14 protein-coding genes are annotated in these 19,909 nt (G+C 48.2%); 12 read left to right on the top strand and 2 right to left on the bottom strand.

Features of this window, described 5'->3' with window-relative positions:
- Window position 1 precedes the first annotated feature (1 nt).
- The 12 genes from galK to C8275_RS08390 all read left to right on the top strand — a co-directional run bounded on the left by galK (window position 2) and on the right by C8275_RS08390 (window position 15,908).
- Window positions 2–1,156 (top strand): galactokinase, encoded by a 1,155-nt coding sequence (gene galK, locus C8275_RS08450; protein WP_106484803.1) that lies wholly within the window; start codon window positions 2–4, stop codon window positions 1,154–1,156.
- 121 nt (window positions 1,157–1,277) lie between these two features.
- Window positions 1,278–2,414 carry an aldose epimerase family protein gene (locus C8275_RS08445; protein WP_022383481.1) on the top strand — a complete coding sequence of 379 codons (1,137 nt, stop codon included), beginning with the start codon at window positions 1,278–1,280 and terminating at the stop codon, window positions 2,412–2,414.
- A 50-nt stretch (window positions 2,415–2,464) separates the two neighbouring features.
- Window positions 2,465–4,420: a sodium/solute symporter gene (locus C8275_RS08440; protein WP_106484802.1), complete on the top strand. Its 1,956-nt coding sequence runs from the start codon at window positions 2,465–2,467 to the stop codon at window positions 4,418–4,420.
- Window positions 4,421–4,446: 26 nt separating this feature from the next.
- The gene (locus tag C8275_RS08435) at window positions 4,447–5,124 is read left to right on the top strand and encodes an NUDIX domain-containing protein (RefSeq protein ID WP_022383479.1); all 678 of its coding nucleotides are present in this window, start codon (window positions 4,447–4,449) and stop codon (window positions 5,122–5,124) included.
- Between the two features lie 25 nt (window positions 5,125–5,149).
- Entirely contained in the window at window positions 5,150–5,842 is a 693-nt protein-coding gene (locus C8275_RS08430) for an L-ribulose-5-phosphate 4-epimerase (RefSeq protein WP_022383478.1), read from the top strand.
- Window positions 5,843–6,749: 907 nt separating this feature from the next.
- Complete coding sequence (gene araA / locus C8275_RS08420) at window positions 6,750–8,255, top strand: L-arabinose isomerase (protein WP_022385618.1); 1,506 nt, start codon at window positions 6,750–6,752, stop codon at window positions 8,253–8,255.
- Window positions 8,256–8,387: 132 nt separating this feature from the next.
- A complete protein-coding gene (locus C8275_RS08415) occupies window positions 8,388–9,986 on the top strand; it encodes a xylulokinase (protein WP_106484800.1) in 1,599 nt (532 codons plus the stop codon).
- 25 nt (window positions 9,987–10,011) lie between these two features.
- Complete coding sequence (locus tag C8275_RS08410) at window positions 10,012–12,021, top strand: transketolase (RefSeq protein ID WP_106484799.1); 2,010 nt, start codon at window positions 10,012–10,014, stop codon at window positions 12,019–12,021.
- A 228-nt stretch (window positions 12,022–12,249) separates the two neighbouring features.
- A complete protein-coding gene (gene rpiB, locus C8275_RS08405; RefSeq protein WP_022385621.1) occupies window positions 12,250–12,690 on the top strand; it encodes a ribose 5-phosphate isomerase B in 441 nt (146 codons plus the stop codon).
- A 77-nt stretch (window positions 12,691–12,767) separates the two neighbouring features.
- Entirely contained in the window at window positions 12,768–13,250 is a 483-nt protein-coding gene (locus C8275_RS08400) for a DUF4494 domain-containing protein (RefSeq protein WP_106484798.1), read from the top strand.
- A gap of 194 nt (window positions 13,251–13,444) precedes the next feature.
- Window positions 13,445–14,119 (top strand): YggS family pyridoxal phosphate-dependent enzyme, encoded by a 675-nt coding sequence (locus tag C8275_RS08395; protein WP_106484797.1) that lies wholly within the window; start codon window positions 13,445–13,447, stop codon window positions 14,117–14,119.
- Between the two features lie 127 nt (window positions 14,120–14,246).
- The gene (locus C8275_RS08390) at window positions 14,247–15,908 is read left to right on the top strand and encodes an AMP-binding protein (RefSeq protein ID WP_106484796.1); all 1,662 of its coding nucleotides are present in this window, start codon (window positions 14,247–14,249) and stop codon (window positions 15,906–15,908) included.
- A gap of 92 nt (window positions 15,909–16,000) precedes the next feature.
- Here the strand turns inward: C8275_RS08390 and C8275_RS08385 are convergent, their stop codons facing one another.
- Both C8275_RS08385 and C8275_RS08380 read right to left on the bottom strand, forming a co-directional pair.
- Window positions 16,001–17,290, bottom strand: coding sequence for a serine dehydratase subunit alpha family protein (locus C8275_RS08385; RefSeq protein ID WP_106484795.1), 1,290 nt, complete (start codon window positions 17,288–17,290; stop codon window positions 16,001–16,003).
- Window positions 17,291–17,326: 36 nt separating this feature from the next.
- Window positions 17,327–19,381 (bottom strand): cytochrome c biogenesis protein CcdA, encoded by a 2,055-nt coding sequence (locus tag C8275_RS08380; protein ID WP_106484794.1) that lies wholly within the window; start codon window positions 19,379–19,381, stop codon window positions 17,327–17,329.
- Between the last annotated feature and the right edge of the window lie 528 nt (window positions 19,382–19,909).

The raw sequence follows: 19,909 nt of genomic DNA, 5'->3' as shown, positions 1-19,909 counted from the left end.
TATGGATATCGAACATGTAAGAAGCCGTTTCATCAAACACTTTGACGGCACTACCGGAACACTGTATACCTCTCCCGGACGTATCAACCTCATCGGTGAGCATACCGACTACAATGGCGGATTCGTATTCCCGGGAGCCATCGACAAAGGCATGATGGCAGAGCTCAAGCCCAATGGGACCGACAAGGTACGCGCCTACTCCATCGACTTGAAAGATTACGTGGAGTTTGGATTGAACGAGGAAGACGCTCCACGCGCCAGCTGGGCACGCTACATCTTTGGCGTATGCCGCGAGATGATTAAGCGTGGTGTCGAAGTGAAAGGATTCAATACGGCTTTTGCCGGAGACGTTCCTCTGGGAGCCGGCATGTCATCGTCGGCAGCTCTGGAAAGCACCTATGCATACGCCCTGAATGACCTGTTCGGCGACAACAAACTCGACAAGTTCACACTGGCACAGGTGGGCCAAGCCACTGAGCACAATTACTGTGGCGTGAAGTGTGGCATCATGGACCAGTTTGCCTCCGTATTCGGCAAGCGTGACCATCTGATCCGCCTGGATTGCCGCAGCCTGGAGTATCAGTATTACCCGTTCAAACCGGAAGGCTACAAGCTTGTCCTGCTCGACTCGGTCGTCAAGCATGAGCTGGCATCGTCAGCCTATAACAAACGTCGGCAAAGCTGTGAGGCGGCTGTCGCTGCCATCCGGAAACACCATCCGGAAGTGGAATTCCTGCGCGATGCGAACATGGATATGCTCAATGAGGCCAAACCGGACATCAGCGAGGAAGACTACATGCGCGCCGAATACGTCATCGAAGAAATCCAGCGCGTGCTCGATGTCTGCAAAGCCCTGGAGCGCGGAGACTATGAGACAGTCGGACAAAAAATGTATGAGACCCACGAGGGCATGAGCAAGCTCTATGAAGTCAGCTGCGAGGAGCTGGACTTCCTCAACGAATGCGCCCGCCAACACGGTGTCACCGGTTCGCGCGTCATGGGCGGAGGCTTTGGAGGCTGTACCATCAACCTCGTCAAAGAAGAACTTTATGAGGCATTCATCCGAGAGACCAAAGCCAGCTTTGCCCAAAGATTCAACCGTACTCCCAAGGTCTATGATGTAATTATAGGTGACGGTGCACGACGAGTCGAATAACAAAAGTGAAGATTTTACACTTGAATGTTCAAGAACATACGAAATTCTTTCGTTGTCTTGAACATTCGTCTTAATTTTGGGCGTTTTATTCGAGAAGAATTTACTAATTATCCTATACGAGATGAAAACTTTAAGTAAACTTTTATTTGCGGGCGCATGCATGGCAACCTTTGCATGTACACCCCAGCAAGAAGCCCTCACCCAGTCAGGGCTTAATCCGAAAAACTTCCAGGCTGAAGTAAACGGGAAACAAACACAATTGTACACCTTGACCAACGCCAACGGCATGGAGGTATGCATCACCAACTTTGGCGGACGCATCGTATCCATCATGGTACCGGACAAGAACGGTGAAATGAAGGACGTGGTACTCGGCTTCGACAGCATTGCCGACTACATCAATGTCCCAAGCGACTTCGGTGCTGCCATCGGACGTTATGCCAACCGCATCAATCAGGGCAAGCTGGTCCTCGACGGCGACACGATCCAGTTGCCGCAGAACAACTACGGACACTGCCTCCACGGTGGTCCCACCGGATGGCAATATCAGGTCTACGCCGGACAACAGGTTAATGACAGCACGCTGCAACTGACCATGCAATCTCCTGACGGAGACAACAACTTCCCCGGAAACGTAACCGCCCACGTAACCTATACGCTCAAAGGCGACAACAGCATTGACATCAAATATGATGCAACGACCGACAAGAAGACGGTTATCAACATGACCAACCACTCCTATTTCAACCTGTCCGGCAATCCGCAGAACACAATCACCGACAATATCCTGTATGTCAATGCAGACAGCATCACCCCGGTCGACAGCACCTTCATGACTACCGGTGAAATGCTCGCCCTGGAAGGCAACAGCATGAACTTCAAAAATGCAAAATCCATCAATGAAGGCATTGACATGACCAACGAACAAGTCAAATTCGGCATGGGTATCGACCACAACTATGTGCTCAACACGAAAGGAAACATGGAGGAAGTGGCTGCACGCGTTGTCTGCCCCTCAACCGGCATTACCTTGGAAGTCTACACCGACGAACCGGGTATCCAAGTTTATACCGGCAACTTCCTTGACGGTACAGTGACTGGAAAGAAAGGCATCGTCTATCAGCAGCGTGTAGGTCTCTGCCTGGAGTCCCAGCACTATCCCGACAGCCCCAACAAGCCCCAGTGGCCGTCCGTCATCCTTGAACCGGGCCAAACCTACCAAAGCCATTGCATCTTCAAATTTGGCGTAGAAAAGTAAACTTCCCTAACTCTTAAAACCAATAACTTAAAAAACATAAGTAATCTACTATGGAAATACTAGAAGCTCTAAAAAACAATGGCTTTGCTACTGCGGATTACCTCGTATTTGCAGCCTACATTGTCCTCCTCGTCGGATTGGGAATTTTCCTCTCCCGTGGAAAGAAAGGAGAAGAAAAATCGTCCAGCGACTACTTCCTGGCGGGAAACACACTGACATGGTGGGCTGTGGGTGCCTCCTTGATTGCCGCCAACATCTCTGCCGAACAGTTCATCGGAATGTCCGGTTCAGCTTTCAAATCAGGTATTGCCATGGCAGCCTACGAGTTGATGGCTGCAGCAACCCTGATTGTCGTAGCAAAGTTCCTGTTGCCGGTGATGATCAAGCGCAAGATATTCACCATTCCCCAGTTCCTGAGTGAACGTTACAACTGGGGCGTGGGTCTGGCTTTCTCCATCTTCTGGCTCTTCCTCTATGTATTCATCAACCTGACCTCCGTGGCTTGGTTGGGCGCATTGGCCATCAAACAGATTCTGGGCTTGCCCGCCACTCCCGCAGTCTTGCTGGGCATGCAGGTCGACATGACATTACTGGTCATCATCCTCCTGCTCTTCCTCATCGCGGGTGCTTACTCCATCTACGGTGGTCTGGCTTCCGTGGCTTGGACCGATGTGATGCAGGTGACCTTCCTCGTCGGCGGTGGTCTGGTAACTGCCTATGCTGCCCTTGACGTCATCTCTACCAAACTCGAACTGAATGGTGCCTTGGATGCCTTGAGCTATATCATGGGACACTTGTCAAGCATACCGGGAGACACCCACTTCAACCTGGTTGTCGAACGTAATGCCGACTTGTATCCGGTGCTCGAAGGTACGGCAACCCAACCCTCTGACCCCTATTTCGATATTCCGGGTATCACCGTCATCGTTGGTGCATTGTGGTTGACCAACTTGGGCTACTGGGGCTTCAACCAGTACATCATCCAGAAAGGTCTGGCAGCCAAGAGCCTTGCAGAGGCCAAGAAAGGTATGATTTTCGCAGCCTTCCTGAAGATTCTGATCCCCTTCATCGTATGTATCCCGGGCGTTTGTGCCTTCTACATCGTGAACTACCAGCCTGAACTGACCCAGACTCTTGCCGGCGCCATCGAGCGTTCCGACGATGCTTATCCGTTCCTCATCCGCAACTTCACTCCGACGGTTGTCAAAGGTCTGTCGTTTGCGGCATTGGCAGCGGCAGTCATCTCCTCACTGGCCTCCATGTTCAACTCGACCTCGACCATCTTCACGATGGATATCTACAAGAAGTTCATCAACAAGACTGCTTCTGAAAAGAAACTGGTCAATGTCGGTCGTCTGACTTCATTGGCATCACTTGTAATCGCACTGTTGGCTGTATATCCCATCATGGGCGGTGCTGACCAGGCATTCCAGATTATCCAGGAATACTCCGGCTTCGTTTATCCGGGTGTCGTAGTCATCTTCGGTCTGGGCTTGCTGTGGAAACGTGCTTCCGGTGTAGCTGCTGTTGTAACAGCCATCGGTACTTTCGTCTTCAGTATTGCCTTCAAGTTCATGATGCCGGGCACTCCGTTCCTGCTCCGCATGGGCTATGTGTTCATGGTGCTGGTGGTACTCTTCTTCACCCTGTCCTACATGAGCAACAAGACCGTGAAAGCCGACCAGCTTGATGCACACACCACGAAGACGCAGCTCTTCTGGGGCAACGTGATGCTGGTGCTCGCCATCATCTGCTTCCTCATTGGCTGCATCGTCTTCTTCGGCGACATCACCCTGTTGAAGAATTACGGATTCGAAGCCATCTTCTTCCTGGGAACCTTCTTCCTGTCGTTGTGGATTTACCTGCGTTCGAACGCACTCGACACCGTTCAGGACGGCAAAGCCGTGGCAATCGACCTGTCACTCTTCCGTTCCGACCGCAGCTTCACCATTGGCTCAGCCTTGGTGGTCATCATTCTGGCTATCCTTTATATTGCACTTTGGTAATCAACCTCTAAAACCCATTCTGCAATATGGCCACCTATTATGATATACATCCGAAGTTTCACGTTGCAGTAGACTGCATCATTTTTGGATTTAACAAAGACGGGCTCAGCCTGCTTCTTCTCAAACGGAACATGGAGCCCTTCTTTGGAGCTTGGTCTTTAATGGGTGGATTTGTACAAAACGATGAAAGCGTCGACAATGCCGCAAAACGGGTATTACGCGAATACACAGGGCTGAACGAAGTCTACATGGAACAGGTAGGCACGTTCGGCGCTGTGCATCGCGAACCCGAAGAGCGGGTTATCTCCGTTGCCTACTATGCACTTATCAACATCCAGGATTACGATAAGAAATGCGTAGAAGAGCACAACGGATACTGGGCAAGAATCGATGAACTCCCTCACCTGCTGTTCGACCATGAAGAAATGATTGAGAAAGCACGGGAACAAATGAGACGGAAAGCATCGTCCGCCCCCATAAGCTTTAATCTATTACCTGAACTTTTCACATTGACTCAGTTGCAAAGTCTCTATGAAGCGATTTATGACTGTCCCATCGACAAACGGAACTTCCGCAAGAAAGTGGCAGACATGGACTTCATCGAACAGACGGAACTGATTGATAAAAAAAGCTCTCGTAGAGGAGCGCGTTTGTATAGGTTCAACAACCACATCTATTCCAAATCTCTTAAATTCAAATTATAAGAAACTTTATAAAAGCAATATAACCATGTTAGAAGCATTAAAAGAAAAAGTATTCCAAGCAAACCTCGACTTGGTGAAGCATGGCTTGGTCATATTCACTTGGGGCAACGTCTCAGGCATTGACCGTGAAAGTGGCCTGGTCGTCATCAAACCAAGCGGCGTAAGCTATGACATTATGAAAGCCAGCGACATGGTCGTTGTAGACTTGGACGGCAAGGTGGTTGAAGGCGACCTCAATCCGTCGTCGGATACTCCCACCCACCTGGTGCTCTACAAGGCTTTCCCCGAGATTGGCGGAGTGGTCCACACCCACTCTACCTACGCCACCGCATGGGCACAAGCCGGCATAGACATCCCCAACATCGGCACGACACATGCAGACTATTTCTATAAGGCAATCCCCTGCACGGCTGACATGACACGCGAAGAAGTGGAAGGCAACTATGAGCTGGAAACAGGCAATGTCATCGTGAAGCGCTTTGAAGGCATGAACCCCGTACACACACCGGGCGTATTGGTGAAGAACCACGGTCCGTTTGCCTGGGGAAAAGATGCTCACGAAGCCGTTCACAATGCAGTCGTCATGGAACAAGTGGCCAAGATGGCAAGCATCGCCTACAGTGTCAACCCCAACCTCACCATGAACCAGCTGCTGGTAGAAAAGCATTTCAGCCGTAAACACGGTCCGAATGCCTACTACGGACAAAAGAAGAAATAACGACCAACTGTTCATGATACAACCTGACGCCGTGGTAATTTCCCCAAATTGCCACGGCGTTTTTCTGTATTGGGTCCGCGAAAACATTCAACCCCAATCAGTCGACTTCAGGGTAAAAGGCAATCATCAAAAGGAAACCTATACCGATGGTCCCGCTAACAAAATCAAGCAAAAGGAAGGTTTCCGCAAACAAACGTTTGAAGGTACTCAAGCATCAGGAGTATTCAACTGCTAATCTGATTTAACATTTGGCTTGAATGAAGGGGTTTATTTCAGAAAACTTAGCACTATATCTCGCGGAAACAGGGAAAATCCCGCCGGGAAACATGCAATTCGTCGCATCGAAATACAAAAGCGATGCCGGAAAATCGAAGTTTCACGGCAGGAAACCTGTAAAAACAACGGGAGAAGTCTGAATTTATCCGTTCGGGAATCTGATTTTTGCAGTTTCCTCCCCAAAATTCCAAAAGTAAGCTATCCGTGACTACTGGCAAAAAGATAGAAAAGCACAAAAGAGCACTCAAACAACTGACAGAGTATCCATCTGCATGCTGCTCATCACCTGGAAAGATTTGCTCCAATCACATCCTGATTTCAGGGATAAAATACAGCCGAATGGAAAGCTGCATTTGACATTTTGACAAAATGACAGGGACCGACTCGCACTGAAAAATACAAGAAGAATATGAACTCCGATGCAGACGGAACCACACCTGTAAGGACCTTCGCGTACACTGAAAGATGCCGCACAACATATAATGGGCACTTTTACACTTCTTATCCTTTAAAAATTATGAATAAACAGCAAATATCCCGACACTTTTTCGAAAATCTAAATATTACTACGTACTTTTAAACACTGAAAACAAAGAATTATCAATCAATATAACCAATAAAATACAATACTATGGCTTTCGAAAATTATGAAGTATGGTTCGTCACCGGAGCACAGCTCCTTTATGGAGGTGACGCTGTTGTTGCTGTTGACGCACATTCCAATGAAATGGTTGCAGGCTTGAACAATTCCGGGAAATTGCCTGTCAAAGTTGTATATAAAGGCACAGTAAACTCCTCTAAAGAAGTGGAGACCGTATTCAAGGCTGCCAACAATGATGACAAATGTATCGGTGTCATCACTTGGATGCATACTTTCTCTCCGGCAAAGATGTGGATTCACGGCTTGCAGCAATTCAAGAAACCCCTGCTTCACCTGCATACCCAGTTCAACAAGGAAATACCTTGGGATACCATGGATATGGATTTCATGAACCTCAACCAATCTGCTCACGGCGACCGCGAGTTCGGGCATATCTGCACCCGCATGCGTATCCGTCGCAAAGTGGTTGTAGGCTATTGGAAGGATGAGAATACACTGCACAAGATTGCTGTCTGGATGCGTGTCTGCGCCGGATGGGCTGATTCTCAAGATATGCTGATCCTCCGCTTTGGCGACCAGATGAACAATGTAGCCGTAACCGACGGCGATAAAGTGGAAGCCGAACAACGTTTGGGTTACCACGTAGACTATTGTCCGGTGAACGACTTGATGGAATATTACAAGAAAGCTACGGACGAAGAAGTGAAGGCACTCGTGGACACCTACTTCAAACTCTACGAACATGATGCTGCACTGGAAGACACCAAGAGCGAAGCATACACGAAAATCTGGAACGCAGCCAAAGCTGAAATCGCCCTGCGTGGTATCCTGAAAGATAAAGGTGCCAAAGGATTCACAACCAACTTTGACGACCTTGGTCTGTTTGACCAAATCCCCGGCCTCGCTTCTCAACGACTGATGGCTGAAGGCTACGGCTTCGGCGCTGAAGGAGACTGGAAGTCTGCCGCTCTCTACCGCACCGTGTGGTTCATGAGTCAGGGCATGGAGAAGGGTTGCTCGTTCCTGGAAGACTATACCCTCAACTTCGACGGCGAAAACAGCTCCATCCTTCAAGCACACATGCTCGAAGTTTGCCCGCTCATCGCAGAACATCGTCCCAAGCTGGAAGTACACCGTCTGGCAATCGGCATTGACAGCCAGACAGCCCGTCTGGTATTCACCTCCAAGCAAGGACAAGGTGTAACGGCTACCATTGTTGATCTCGGCAACCGTTTCCGCATGATCGTCAACGACGTAGAGTGCATCAAATCAAAACCGCTGCCTAAGCTCCCCGTGGCTTCCGCCCTTTGGATTCCGATGCCAAACTTCGAGATTGGCGCAGGTGCATGGATTCTCGCCGGTGGAACTCACCACTCCTGCTTCTCCTATGACCTGACAGTCGAATATTGGGAAGACTATGCAGAAATCGCAGGCATTGAAATGGTTCACATCAACAAAGACACCACCATCAGCAGCTTCAAGAAAGAGTTGCGCATGAACGAAATCTACTACATGCTCAACAAAGCTCTTTGCTGATAATTGATAATGAATTGGTTTGCGGCAGGAACAAACAGGCATCTGCAACACACGATGACACCGGTTCCTTCGCAAACCAATTCTACTTTTTTCCATATCTCATTATAGCACCTTAAATTACAGGTTTTACGTATGAAACTAGATGCAAAGTCAACCATCGAAACAGGAAAAGCCATGCTCGGAATCGAACTGGGCTCAACACGTATCAAAGCTGTTTTGATTGACCAAGACAACAAACCTATCGCTCAAGGAAGCCATAGTTGGGAAAACCAACTCGTCGATGGTCTGTGGACCTACAGTCTGGACGCTATCTGGAACGGTCTGCAAGATTGCTATGCCGACCTCCGCGCAAATGTCAAGGAACAATATGGCATTGAAATAGAGACTTTGGCTGCCTTAGGCGTCAGCGCCATGATGCACGGTTACATGCCTTTCGACAAAGAAGGGAACCTGCTTGCAGAATTCCGCACCTGGAGAAATACCAACACCGGAGAAGCTGCCGCAGCCTTATCTGAACTGTTCGTATACAATATTCCGCTCCGCTGGAGCATCTCTCACCTCTATCAGGCAATCCTGAACAACGAGCCTCACGTCCGTAACATCCATTTCCTGACTACACTTGCCGGCTATGTGCATTGGCAACTGACCGGAGAGAAAGTATTGGGCATTGGTGATGCTTCCGGCATGCTTCCCATCGACCCGGAGACAAAGAACTATTCGGCACCGATGATTGAGAAGTTCAATCAACTCATTGCTCCCAAAGGATTCGGCTGGCAAGTGCAGGACATACTGCCTAAAGTATTACTGGCGGGCGAAGATGCCGGCAAACTGACTGCCGAAGGTGCACGACGACTGGATGTTTCCGGTCATCTGAAAGCAGGCATTCCGGTCTGCCCGCCTGAAGGAGATGCCGGCACAGGCATGGTAGCAACCAATGCAGTCAAACAACGCACAGGCAACGTGTCTGCCGGAACTTCCTCCTTCTCCATGATTGTCCTGGAGAAAGACCTGTCAAAGCCCTACGAAATGATTGATATGGTAACCACTCCTGACGGCAGTCTCGTGGCCATGGTTCACTGCAACAACTGTACCTCCGACCTTAATGCATGGGTCAATCTCTTCAAAGAGTATCAGGAGTTGCTGGGTATCCCCGTAGACATGAACGAGATTTTCGGCAAGCTCTACAACCATGCCCTCCAAGGTGATGCCGATTGTGGCGGACTCTTGTCCTATAATTACATTTCAGGTGAACCCGTCACCGGACTGGCGGAAGGTCGTCCCCTCTTTGTGCGCTCCGCCAATGATAAGTTCAACCTTGCCAATTTCATGCGTGCCCACCTTTATGCATCAGTCGGTGTGCTGAAGATTGGCAACGACATCCTCTTCAAACAAGAGAAAGTCAAAGTCGACCGCATCACGGGACACGGAGGTCTGTTCAAGACCAAAGGCGTGGGTCAGCGCGTGCTGGCAGCAGCCATCGATTCACCGATCTCCGTGATGGAAACTGCAGGAGAAGGAGGTGCATGGGGTATCGCTCTGCTCGCCTCATTCCTGGTAAACAATACAGCCGGACAGACCTTGGCTGATTTCCTGGAAGAAAAAGTGTTTGCCGGTAATGCAGGTGTTGAGATAGCACCTACGGCTGAAGATGTTGCCGGATTCAATGCTTACATTGAGAACTACAAAGCAGGACTTCCCATTGAAGAGACAGCCACAAAATGCAAACGATGACTAATTGAAACAAAATATTATTCTTATGAACGACGTAAAATTGATGAACCGCGCAGCCGACAACATCCGTATCCTGGCTGCTTCTATGGTAGAAAAAGCTAAATCAGGACACCCCGGAGGCGCCATGGGTGGTGCCGACTTCGTGAACGTATTGTTCTCGGAGTTCTTGGTCTATGATCCTGAAAATCCCCGTTGGGAAGGACGTGACCGCTTCTTCCTCGACCCGGGCCACATGTCTCCGATGCTCTATTCCGTACTTTCACTTACCGGCAAATTTACCATGGACGAGTTGGCACAATTCCGTCAATGGGGCAGCCCGACTCCCGGCCATCCGGAAGTGGATGTCATGCGTGGCATCGAGAATACCTCTGGTCCTCTCGGACAAGGACATACCTTTGCCGTAGGTGCTGCCATCGCTGCCAAATTCCTGAAAGCCCGCTTTGGTGAGGTCATGAATCAGACCATCTACGCTTATATCTCTGACGGTGGCGTACAAGAGGAAATCTCGCAAGGTGCAGGTCGTCTTGCCGGTCACCTCGGTCTGGACAACCTCATCATGTTCTATGACTCCAACGATATCCAGCTTTCAACTCCCTGTAGCTCTGTAACCAGCGAAAACGTGGCTCAAAAGTATGCTGCATGGAACTGGAAGGTTATTGAAATCAATGGCAACGACGTAGAACAGATTCGTCAGGCCCTGCGTGAGGCAAAGGCAGAGACGGAACGTCCGACCATCATCATCGGAAAGACCATCATGGGTAAAGGTGCCCGTAAGGCTGACAACTCCAGCTACGAAGCAAACTGCGCGACCCACGGTGCTCCCCTTGGCGGAGATGCTTACATCAATACCATCAAGAACCTGGGTGGAAATCCCGAAGATCCGTTCCACATCTTCCCGGAAGTAGCCGAGCTCTATGCCAAACGTGCAGAAGAGTTAAAAGGCATCGTTGCTGAACGCTATGCCGCCAAAGCTGCATGGGCCAAAGCCAATCCGGAACAGGCTGCCAAAATGGAGAAATGGTTCAGCAACGCTGTTCCCGCAGTTGACTGGGCAGGAATCCAACAAAAGCCCAATTCAGCAACCCGTGGTGCATCGGCAACCGTATTGGGCGCACTCGCCACTCAGGTAGAAAACATGATTGTATCTTCTGCTGACCTCTCCAACTCAGACAAGACAGATGGTTTCCTGAAGAAAACACACGCTTTCACGAAGGGCGATTTCAGCGGAGCATTCCTGCAAGCCGGTGTATCCGAGCTGACTATGGCATGCTGCTGCCTCGGTATGGCTCTCCACGGAGGTGTGATTCCGGCATGTGCTACCTTCTTCGTATTCTCCGACTATATGAAACCTGCAGTACGTATGGCTGCCTTGATGGAGCTTCCGGTTAAATTCATCTGGACCCACGATGCCTTCCGTGTAGGTGAAGATGGACCTACTCATGAACCAGTAGAACAGGAAGCACAAATCCGTCTGATGGAAAAACTGAAAAACCATAAGGGTCACAACTCCATGCTGGTACTCCGCCCCGCAGATGCAGAAGAGACAACCGTCGCATGGCGTCTGGCCATGGAGAACATGTCCACTCCGACAGCTCTCATCTTCTCTCGTCAGGATATCAAGAACCTGCCGGAGGGCAATGACTACAACCGGGCTGGTAAGGGTGCCTATATCGTTGCCGGCTCGGATGAGAATCCGGATGTCATTCTGGTTGCTTCCGGTTCTGAGGTATCCACTCTTCTTGCAGGTACTGAGTTGCTCCGCAAGGACGGTGTAAAGGTACGTGTTGTTTCCGTTCCGTCTGAAGGATTGTTCCGTAGCCAAAGCAAGGAATATCAGGATGCTGTATTGCCGAAGGGTGCCAAGATATTCGGTCTGACAGCCGGCCTCCCTGTGAACCTGGAAGGTCTGGTAGGTGCCAACGGTAAAGTGTTCGGATTGGAGTCGTTCGGTTTCTCCGCCCCGTATAAGGTTCTTGACGAGAAACTTGGCTTCACTGCCGAAAATGTATACAACCAAGTGAAAGCAATGCTTTGACATGCATTCAGGGCGCCCCGCTATCAGACCTGACAGGAGACGTCCTTGAATAAGCATCGTTCCAATACATGACTAAAGAAGGAGTAAGAATCGGACTGAGACCCAACAGTCCCATTTGAACTCCTTCTTTCTTTTCACAACGATGCATACCGACATTTGCATTTCATTATTTGCCCAAACAAAGATTAATTCCGAAATTTGCGTGAATTTTCAAAACAAACAACGACAATGGATACAAAAATCATAGGATTAGCCTCCGATCATGCAGGCTTTGAACTGAAACAATACGTCAAGCAATGGTTGGACGAACACCATATGCCCTACAAAGATTATGGAACCTATACGACTGACAGTTGTGATTATCCCGACTTCGGACACGCCTTGGCACAGGGCATCGAGTCCGGAGAATGTTATCCGGGCATAGCCATCTGCGGAAGTGGAGAAGGCATCAACATGACACTCAACAAGCATCAAGGCATCCGCGCCGGATTATGCTGGATTCCGGAAATAGCCCATCTCTGCCGCCAGCATAACAACGCCAATGTACTGGTCATGCCGGGACGCTTCATTGATACACAAACGGCCGCTGCCATCATGGAAGAATTCTTCCATACCGAATTTGAAGGCGGACGCCACCAGAAACGCATCGACAAGATACCTGTGAAATAATCGGAACACAAGCAATCAGCTCGACTGAATAGATACCTTACTATATACTAACCTAAATAACATAAAACAATACAATAATGGCAACGCATAATTGGTTTGAATGCAAAATACGCTACGAAAAGACTTTGGAAAACGGGATGAACAAGAAAGTAACCGAACCTTATCTGGTGGATGCACTCAGCTTCACAGAAGCAGAAGCACGCATCATAGAGGAAATGACCCCTTTCATCAGCGGAGAATTTACAGTATCAGATATCAAACGCGCAAACTATAGCGAGTTATTCCCATCTGATGAAGAGGCTGCCGACCGCTGGTTCAAGTGCAAGCTTTACTTCATCACACTGGATGAGAAAAGCGGCGCTGAAAAGAAAACGGCGACACAGATACTGGTACAAGCAGCCGATTTGCGCGATGCCGTCAAGAAGCTCGACGAAGGCATGAAAGGCACCATGGCAGACTATACCATTGCCTCCATTGCCGAGACTACCATTATGGACGTTTACCCCTATTCAGCCGAACCCGATGTCAAGCCGGAGTTCCCCGATGCTGACAAACGATAGGCAGCATACGAAATGCAGACAAATACATCACCGCAGAGACACAAAGTGACAGAGTCCCCTTTTCACCCGATTCCAAAATGGAAAGCTCATCTGTCCTTGGTGTCTCTGTGTTGAATGTCTACTGACGGAAAGTGCAAACTCCACGCCCGATAGATTCAATCTTTTTCATCTATAACTTGTGTAATTTTATCATCATGTGTAGTATTCAGAGAAATCTCAAAGAGGTCTTGAATGACCTGCCTTCCGGTGTACGCTTGGTTGCTGTTTCCAAGTTCCATCCCAATGAAGCCATCATGCAGGCTTATGAAGCCGGACAACGCATTTTCGGTGAAAGCAAGGTACAAGAGATGACAGAGAAGCAAGAAGCGCTACCCAAAGATATCGAATGGCACTTCATCGGACATCTCCAGACCAATAAAATCAAGTATATGGCTCCCTATGTAGCCATGATACACGGTGTAGACTCCTACAAACTGCTTGCTGAAATCAACAAACAGGCTGCAAAATGCGGACGGACTATCCCTTGCCTTCTGCAACTGCATATTGCACAGGAAGAAACAAAATTTGGATTCAGCTTCGATGAATGTACCGCAATGTTGGCATCCGGCGAATGGAAAAGCCTCACACATGTCTCGCTATGCGGGCTGATGGGGATGGCCAGCAATACAGACGACATGCAGCAAGTAAGACAAGAATTCCATTCGCTGCATGAGTACTTCCTGCAAACCCGCGAACACTTCTTCAGCGATTCATCCACCTTCCGTGAACTATCCATGGGAATGAGTCACGACTATCCCCTGGCCATTCAGGAAGGCGCGACACTCGTACGCGTAGGAAGCAAGATTTTTGGAGAAAGATTGTATATTTAATTGACGAACAAACAGGTTTACGCCAGTTTGCCCGCCAACCCGTCAGCCATTAAGTTTTCCTCAATATTGTTGCCAATGCGCGTTTATTGTTATACATTTGCACATACAACTATTAAATGTGCAAATTATGAACCAAAGTTTTATAGCCCTCATCGAACGTGCTATTAAGGAATATTGGGATCAAGATGCCCTGACTGACTACAAAGGTGCCACCTTGCAATATAAAGATGTAGCACGCAAAATCGAGAAACTACACATCATCTTCGAAGAAAGTGGAGTGAAAAAGGGTGACCGCATTGCTATTTGCGGACGCAACAGTGCCCAATGGGGAGCTGCATTTCTCGCGACCCTGACCTATGGAGCAGTAGCAGTGCCCGTACTGCATGAATTCAAAGCAGAAAACATACATTATATTGTCAATCATTCCGATGCCCGTCTGCTCCTGGTGGGTGATATGGTCTGGCCTGAGCTGGATGAAAAGGAAATGCCATCGCTGGAGGGTATCATTATGCTCAACGACTATTCTCTGCTTGTCTCACGTTCTGAACAGCTGACGTATGCACGAGAGCACTTAAACGAAATGTTCGGCAAGAAGTTCCCTAAGAATTTCCGCATTGAACATGTTCACTATGATCTCGATGAACCCGAGCAACTTGCCATGATCAACTACACTTCCGGGACTACCAGCCTCTCAAAAGGTGTCATGATTCCCTATCGTGCCTTATGGTCCAATACCCAGTTTGCCTATGAAGTGCTGACGCTGAAACGGAATGACCGGTTAGTCTCCATGCTTCCCATGGCCCACATGTATGGGTTGGCATTTGAATTTATCTATGAATTCTGTGTCGGTTGCCACATTTACTACCTCAACCGGGTCCCCAGTCCAAAAATCATTTTTGAAGCCTTTGAGGAAATCAAACCCAGCATTGTTATTTCCGTTCCCCTCATTATTGAAAAGATTATCAAGAAGAAGGTACTCCCCAGACTCCAGACACCTGCCATGCAGATACTCCTGAGAGTCCCCATCATCAATGATAAAATCAAGAACACTGTTCGTGAGCAGGTGATACAGGCTTTTGGCGGTAAGTTCTATGAAGTCATCATCGGTGGAGCAGCATTCAACCAGGACGTTGAACATTTCCTGAAGATGATCAATTTCCCCTATACCGTAGGATATGGCATGACCGAGTGTGCCCCCATCATCTGCTATGAGGACTGGAAACGGTTCGTGCCAGGCTCCTGTGGAAAGGCTGCTCCCCGTATGGAAGTGAAGATTGACAGCCCTGACCCCCATCATGTCGTGGGAGAAATTCTCTGCCGGGGCATGAACGTCATGCTGGGATACTATAAGAACGAAGAGGCTACACGCGAAGTCCTTGAACCGGACGGATGGTTGCATACCGGAGACCTGGGCATCATTGATGAAGAAGGAAATGTCTTCATCAAGGGACGCAGCAAGAACATGCTTCTAGGACCTTCCGGACAAAACATCTATCCTGAAGAAATAGAAGAGAAACTGAACAACCTGCCTTATGTTACCGAATCCATTGTCATACAAAAGGATGACAAACTGGTCGCACTGATTTATCCGGATTTTGAAGAAGCAGCTGCACAAGGTATCGTCAGTGAAGAAGATATCACCCGGGTAATGGAAGAAAATCGTACCACACTCAACACGCTAATCCCGGGTTACTGCCAGGTATCACGCATCAAAATATTCCATGAAGAATTTGAAAAGACTCCTAAACGGAGTATCAAACGCTTCCTCTATCAGAATGCCGCAGACTAAGGCATCTGAACTAGTTTGATCTGCATAACGATAAAAGGGGATACATTCAGCGATGTATCCCCTTTTATCGTTATTATGCAGGTAACGGTCTATCAACAACCTTTGTGCGTCATGATGTCCAGTACGACACGATCAGTCTCATTCATGCCGACAGAACCGATGCGTGTCATGTTGCGAATGCATTTGTCCACATCGTCATCAATGATACCTTCCACAGATGTCACATAACGCTGTTGCATCGCCATCATGGCTGACAAGACAGCCGTAGAAACTCCCGTTGACAGCTTCATGGCACAACTGGGCTTGGCTCCATCGCACAACATACCGGTCAGGTTGGCCACCATGTTCTTCACCGCATAAACGGCTTGTTGGTAAGTACCTCCCATCAGATAGGTAATACCACAGGCAGACCCTGTCGCTGCGACCACACAGCCACACAAAGCAGACAAACGGCCCAAGCTTTGCTTGATATAAATAACAGTCAAGTGACTGAGTGCCAAAGCACGTACAAGCTCCTCATGGCTTTTATGGTTCTCCTGAGCAAATACCACAACCGGCAATGTTGCAGTAATTCCCTGATTGCCACTACCGGAGTTGCTCATCACTGGAATCATGGCACCTCCCATACGAGCATCACAAGCAGCCGAAGTATAGGACAAAATGCGGGAATAAACGCTGTCGCCCATAATCTCATGCTCTTGCTTGCTACACATCATACGTCCAATGCCATGACCGTAATCACCTTTCAAAGAGAACTCTGCAGCCGCCATGTTCAAGCGTTTTGCCTCCAGAATAAACTCCAGTTCTTCCAACGGGGTCGTCGTTGCAAACTCGTAGACCTTTTTGAAAGAGAGCTGTACATCCTTCGCCTCACCTTCCGCCTGAGTCGCAGACTGCTTATCCAGCAAGACCGTATCATCCTTCGCCACATAGACGAAATTCGTGTGACCACCGGCAATGATAGCTTTTGCCGTATGACCGGCAGCTTCACAAATTGCCTCAATATAAAGCTTCTCTGTGATATTCTCCTTCAACAGGATGGTGATGCGTTTCTCTGCAATGTATTGCTTTCCCTTCTCAACGGCATCCGGGTTGGAGTCCTTCAATACCTCAAGCTGGTAATCCGACTTACCCACCAGTGCTCCCAAGGCTGTTGCAATAGGCAGACCAATCATTCCAGTACCGGGGATGCCTACCCCCATTGCATTCTTCAGAATATTGGCACTTAAATATAAAGTAATATGTTCCGGCAAACAGCCCAGCGTCTCAGTAGCCTTAGCAACACACAAGGCTACTGCTACAGGCTCCGTGCAGCCGATAGCGGGAACCACCTCGCGCTGCATCAGAGCTATAATCTGTTTTCTTTCTGTTGAATCTAACATGGTAGTATTTAAGTAAGGTAAAGAAACTTATTCAGATCATTTGTTTTTCTTGTAGTTTTCCAAACCAGTCTGCAAGAACTTCACATACTTGTCAACATCCTCATCGTGAGAGTAAGAACCGTTCAACGGCTTCCCTTCATTGTCCAACAGCACATAGAAAGGCTGTGCATTCGCACCAAACTTCACACGTTGCAAGTAGCTCCACTTGTCACCTACCGTACGCAGAATACGTGTCTGACCATTTTCTTCTACCGTGATTCTTTCAGACAACTTTTCCTTTTCGTCGACATAGAGAGAAATCAGCACATAGTCTTCAGTCAGAAGTTCACGAACCTTCGGGTCAATCCAAACTTTGGATTCCATCTCGCGGCAGTTGACACATCCCCATCCGGTGAAATCCACCATGACAGGCTTGCCTACCTGCTTTGCATAAGCCATACCTTCATCATAATCGGTAAATTTGGCATGTACCTCGTCTTCCTTGTAAAGATTGAAATCCTGTGTACTGCTGGGAGGAGCAAAAGCACTGATGGCTTTCAACGGCGCACCGAACAGACCGGGGACCATATAGATAGTGAAGGCCAATGAAATCAGTCCCAAGAAGAAGCGCGGAACGCTGACTTTACGTTCATCGTCGTCATGCGGGAACTTGATGCCGCCCAACAGATAAATGCCCAACAGACCAAAAATAGCAATCCATAAAGCCAGGAAGGTTTCACGGTCAAGCAAACGCCAACCATATGCCATATCGGCAACAGAAAGGAACTTCAGGGCAAAAGCCAATTCCAGGAAACCCAATACGACCTTGATGACATTCATCCATCCACCAGACTTAGGCATGGATTTCAGCCAAGACGGGAACATGGCAAACAAGGTGAACGGAAGAGCCAGAGCAATGGCAAAGCCCAACATTCCAATGGCAGGAGCCACGATGCTGCCTGTCGTCGAAACTTCTACCAACAGGAAACCGATGATAGGACCTGTACAGGAGAACGACACCAGTGACAGAGTGAATGCCATCAGGAAGATGCTCAACAAGCCACCGGCCTTTTCGGCCTTACTGTCAACTGCCGTACTCCAGGAAGAAGGCAAAGTGATTTCAAAAGCACCAAAGAAAGAGGCAGCAAACACAACCAACATCAGGAAGAAGAAGATGTTGAAGATTGCATTTGTCGAGAGTGAGTTCAGTGCACTTGCTCCAAATATCAGCGTGATAGCCAAGCCCAAGGCTACATAGATCACAACAATGGATGCGCCATAGGTCCATGCATCGCGGATACCCTTCTTCTTATCACTGGTACGCTTCAGGAAGAAGCTGACCGTCATCGGGATAATGGGCCACACACACGGAGTAAACAAGGCAATCAGACCACCGACGAATCCGGCAAAGAAAATATACAGCCAAGAATTGTTTGAAGACTCGGTATGATTATCGAATACATTCAGTTCCTTGATAACCGGAGTCCACAGGTCGGAATCTCCTGATACTGCTGCATGAGCACCTGCCGCTACTGAATCATTGGCAGCTGTAGCATCTGCGGCAAGTGTATCGGCCTCTTGAGCTTCAGAAGTTTCCGTTGCTACAGCTTCATCTTTTTTTGATGGTGCGGGAGTTGCCGCTGCTGCCTTTGCATCCCCTTTGCCTTTGAATGAAAAGTTTACATCCGTCGGCGGCAAGCAGTTCTGATCGTTGCAGGCACCATATTGCATATAGCCTTCAATGGAGAATGTGGCACCCGTAATCTTCAACTTTTGCACAAACTTGGCATTATGCTCGAAGAAACGAACCTGCATCTGGAACATCTGGTCAAACTTGTTTTCCTCCTTGCCGACCGGAATCAACTTGCCAACCAATTCCGCTCCTTCAATTTTATCCACATTAAATGTCGCTGAAATCGGACCTCCATCAGGAAGGTCGGTAGAGTACACATGCCACCCATCATCAATGGTTGCCGTGAATACGATCTCAGCCTCCGTACCGGAGATTTGTTTAAGTTCCGATTTAAAGTGAACCGGATCTTGCATTTGTGCCATCGCGGTCACAGCACAAACAAAGAAGAGCAATAAGCTCAGAAAAGTTGTTTTTCTCATCCTGTAGATCTATTTAATTGATTAAAACTTTATGTCGCAAAAGTACGTATTCTTAACGAAGAATGATACAAAAAATCTATAAATTACGGAGAGCACCGGCAAATTTAATGTTTTTTTGATAGGTTTACAGATGTAACCGATTCTAATAACAGGGCTGTTTCGCCAAGCTTTTATTAAAAATGATGTACCAATCCTATCTCTTGACAATTGTAAAAAAATTGCCGAAATTACTTCCTGTCATCAAACCGCCGGCAAACGTCTCTTTAAATGCCTACAAAATGCTTGCCATTTGCCTTTGGCAGATTGAGCCAGAGCATCCTTGAAAGACTCTTTTCAAATCATTGCACGATAAATTCAAGGCTGATGCTAAACGGAATGAATGAAGAACGATGACTGACTGTGCAACAGAAACGAAAGGACATAAAAAAAGGGTCAACGCTTTGACCCAACCTTTACTTAACCTTAAATCTAATACTATGAAAAACACATTGCAAATGTAAGGGGAAAAACTCATCCGCACAAGCATTA

It is taken from the genome of Bacteroides sp. Marseille-P3684 (genome assembly GCF_900291465.1).
Classification (GTDB): Bacteria; Bacteroidota; Bacteroidia; order Bacteroidales; family Bacteroidaceae; genus Phocaeicola_A.
The sequence above is the reverse complement of the archived record's forward strand: the minus strand, read 5'-3'. Positions and strand labels throughout refer to the sequence as shown.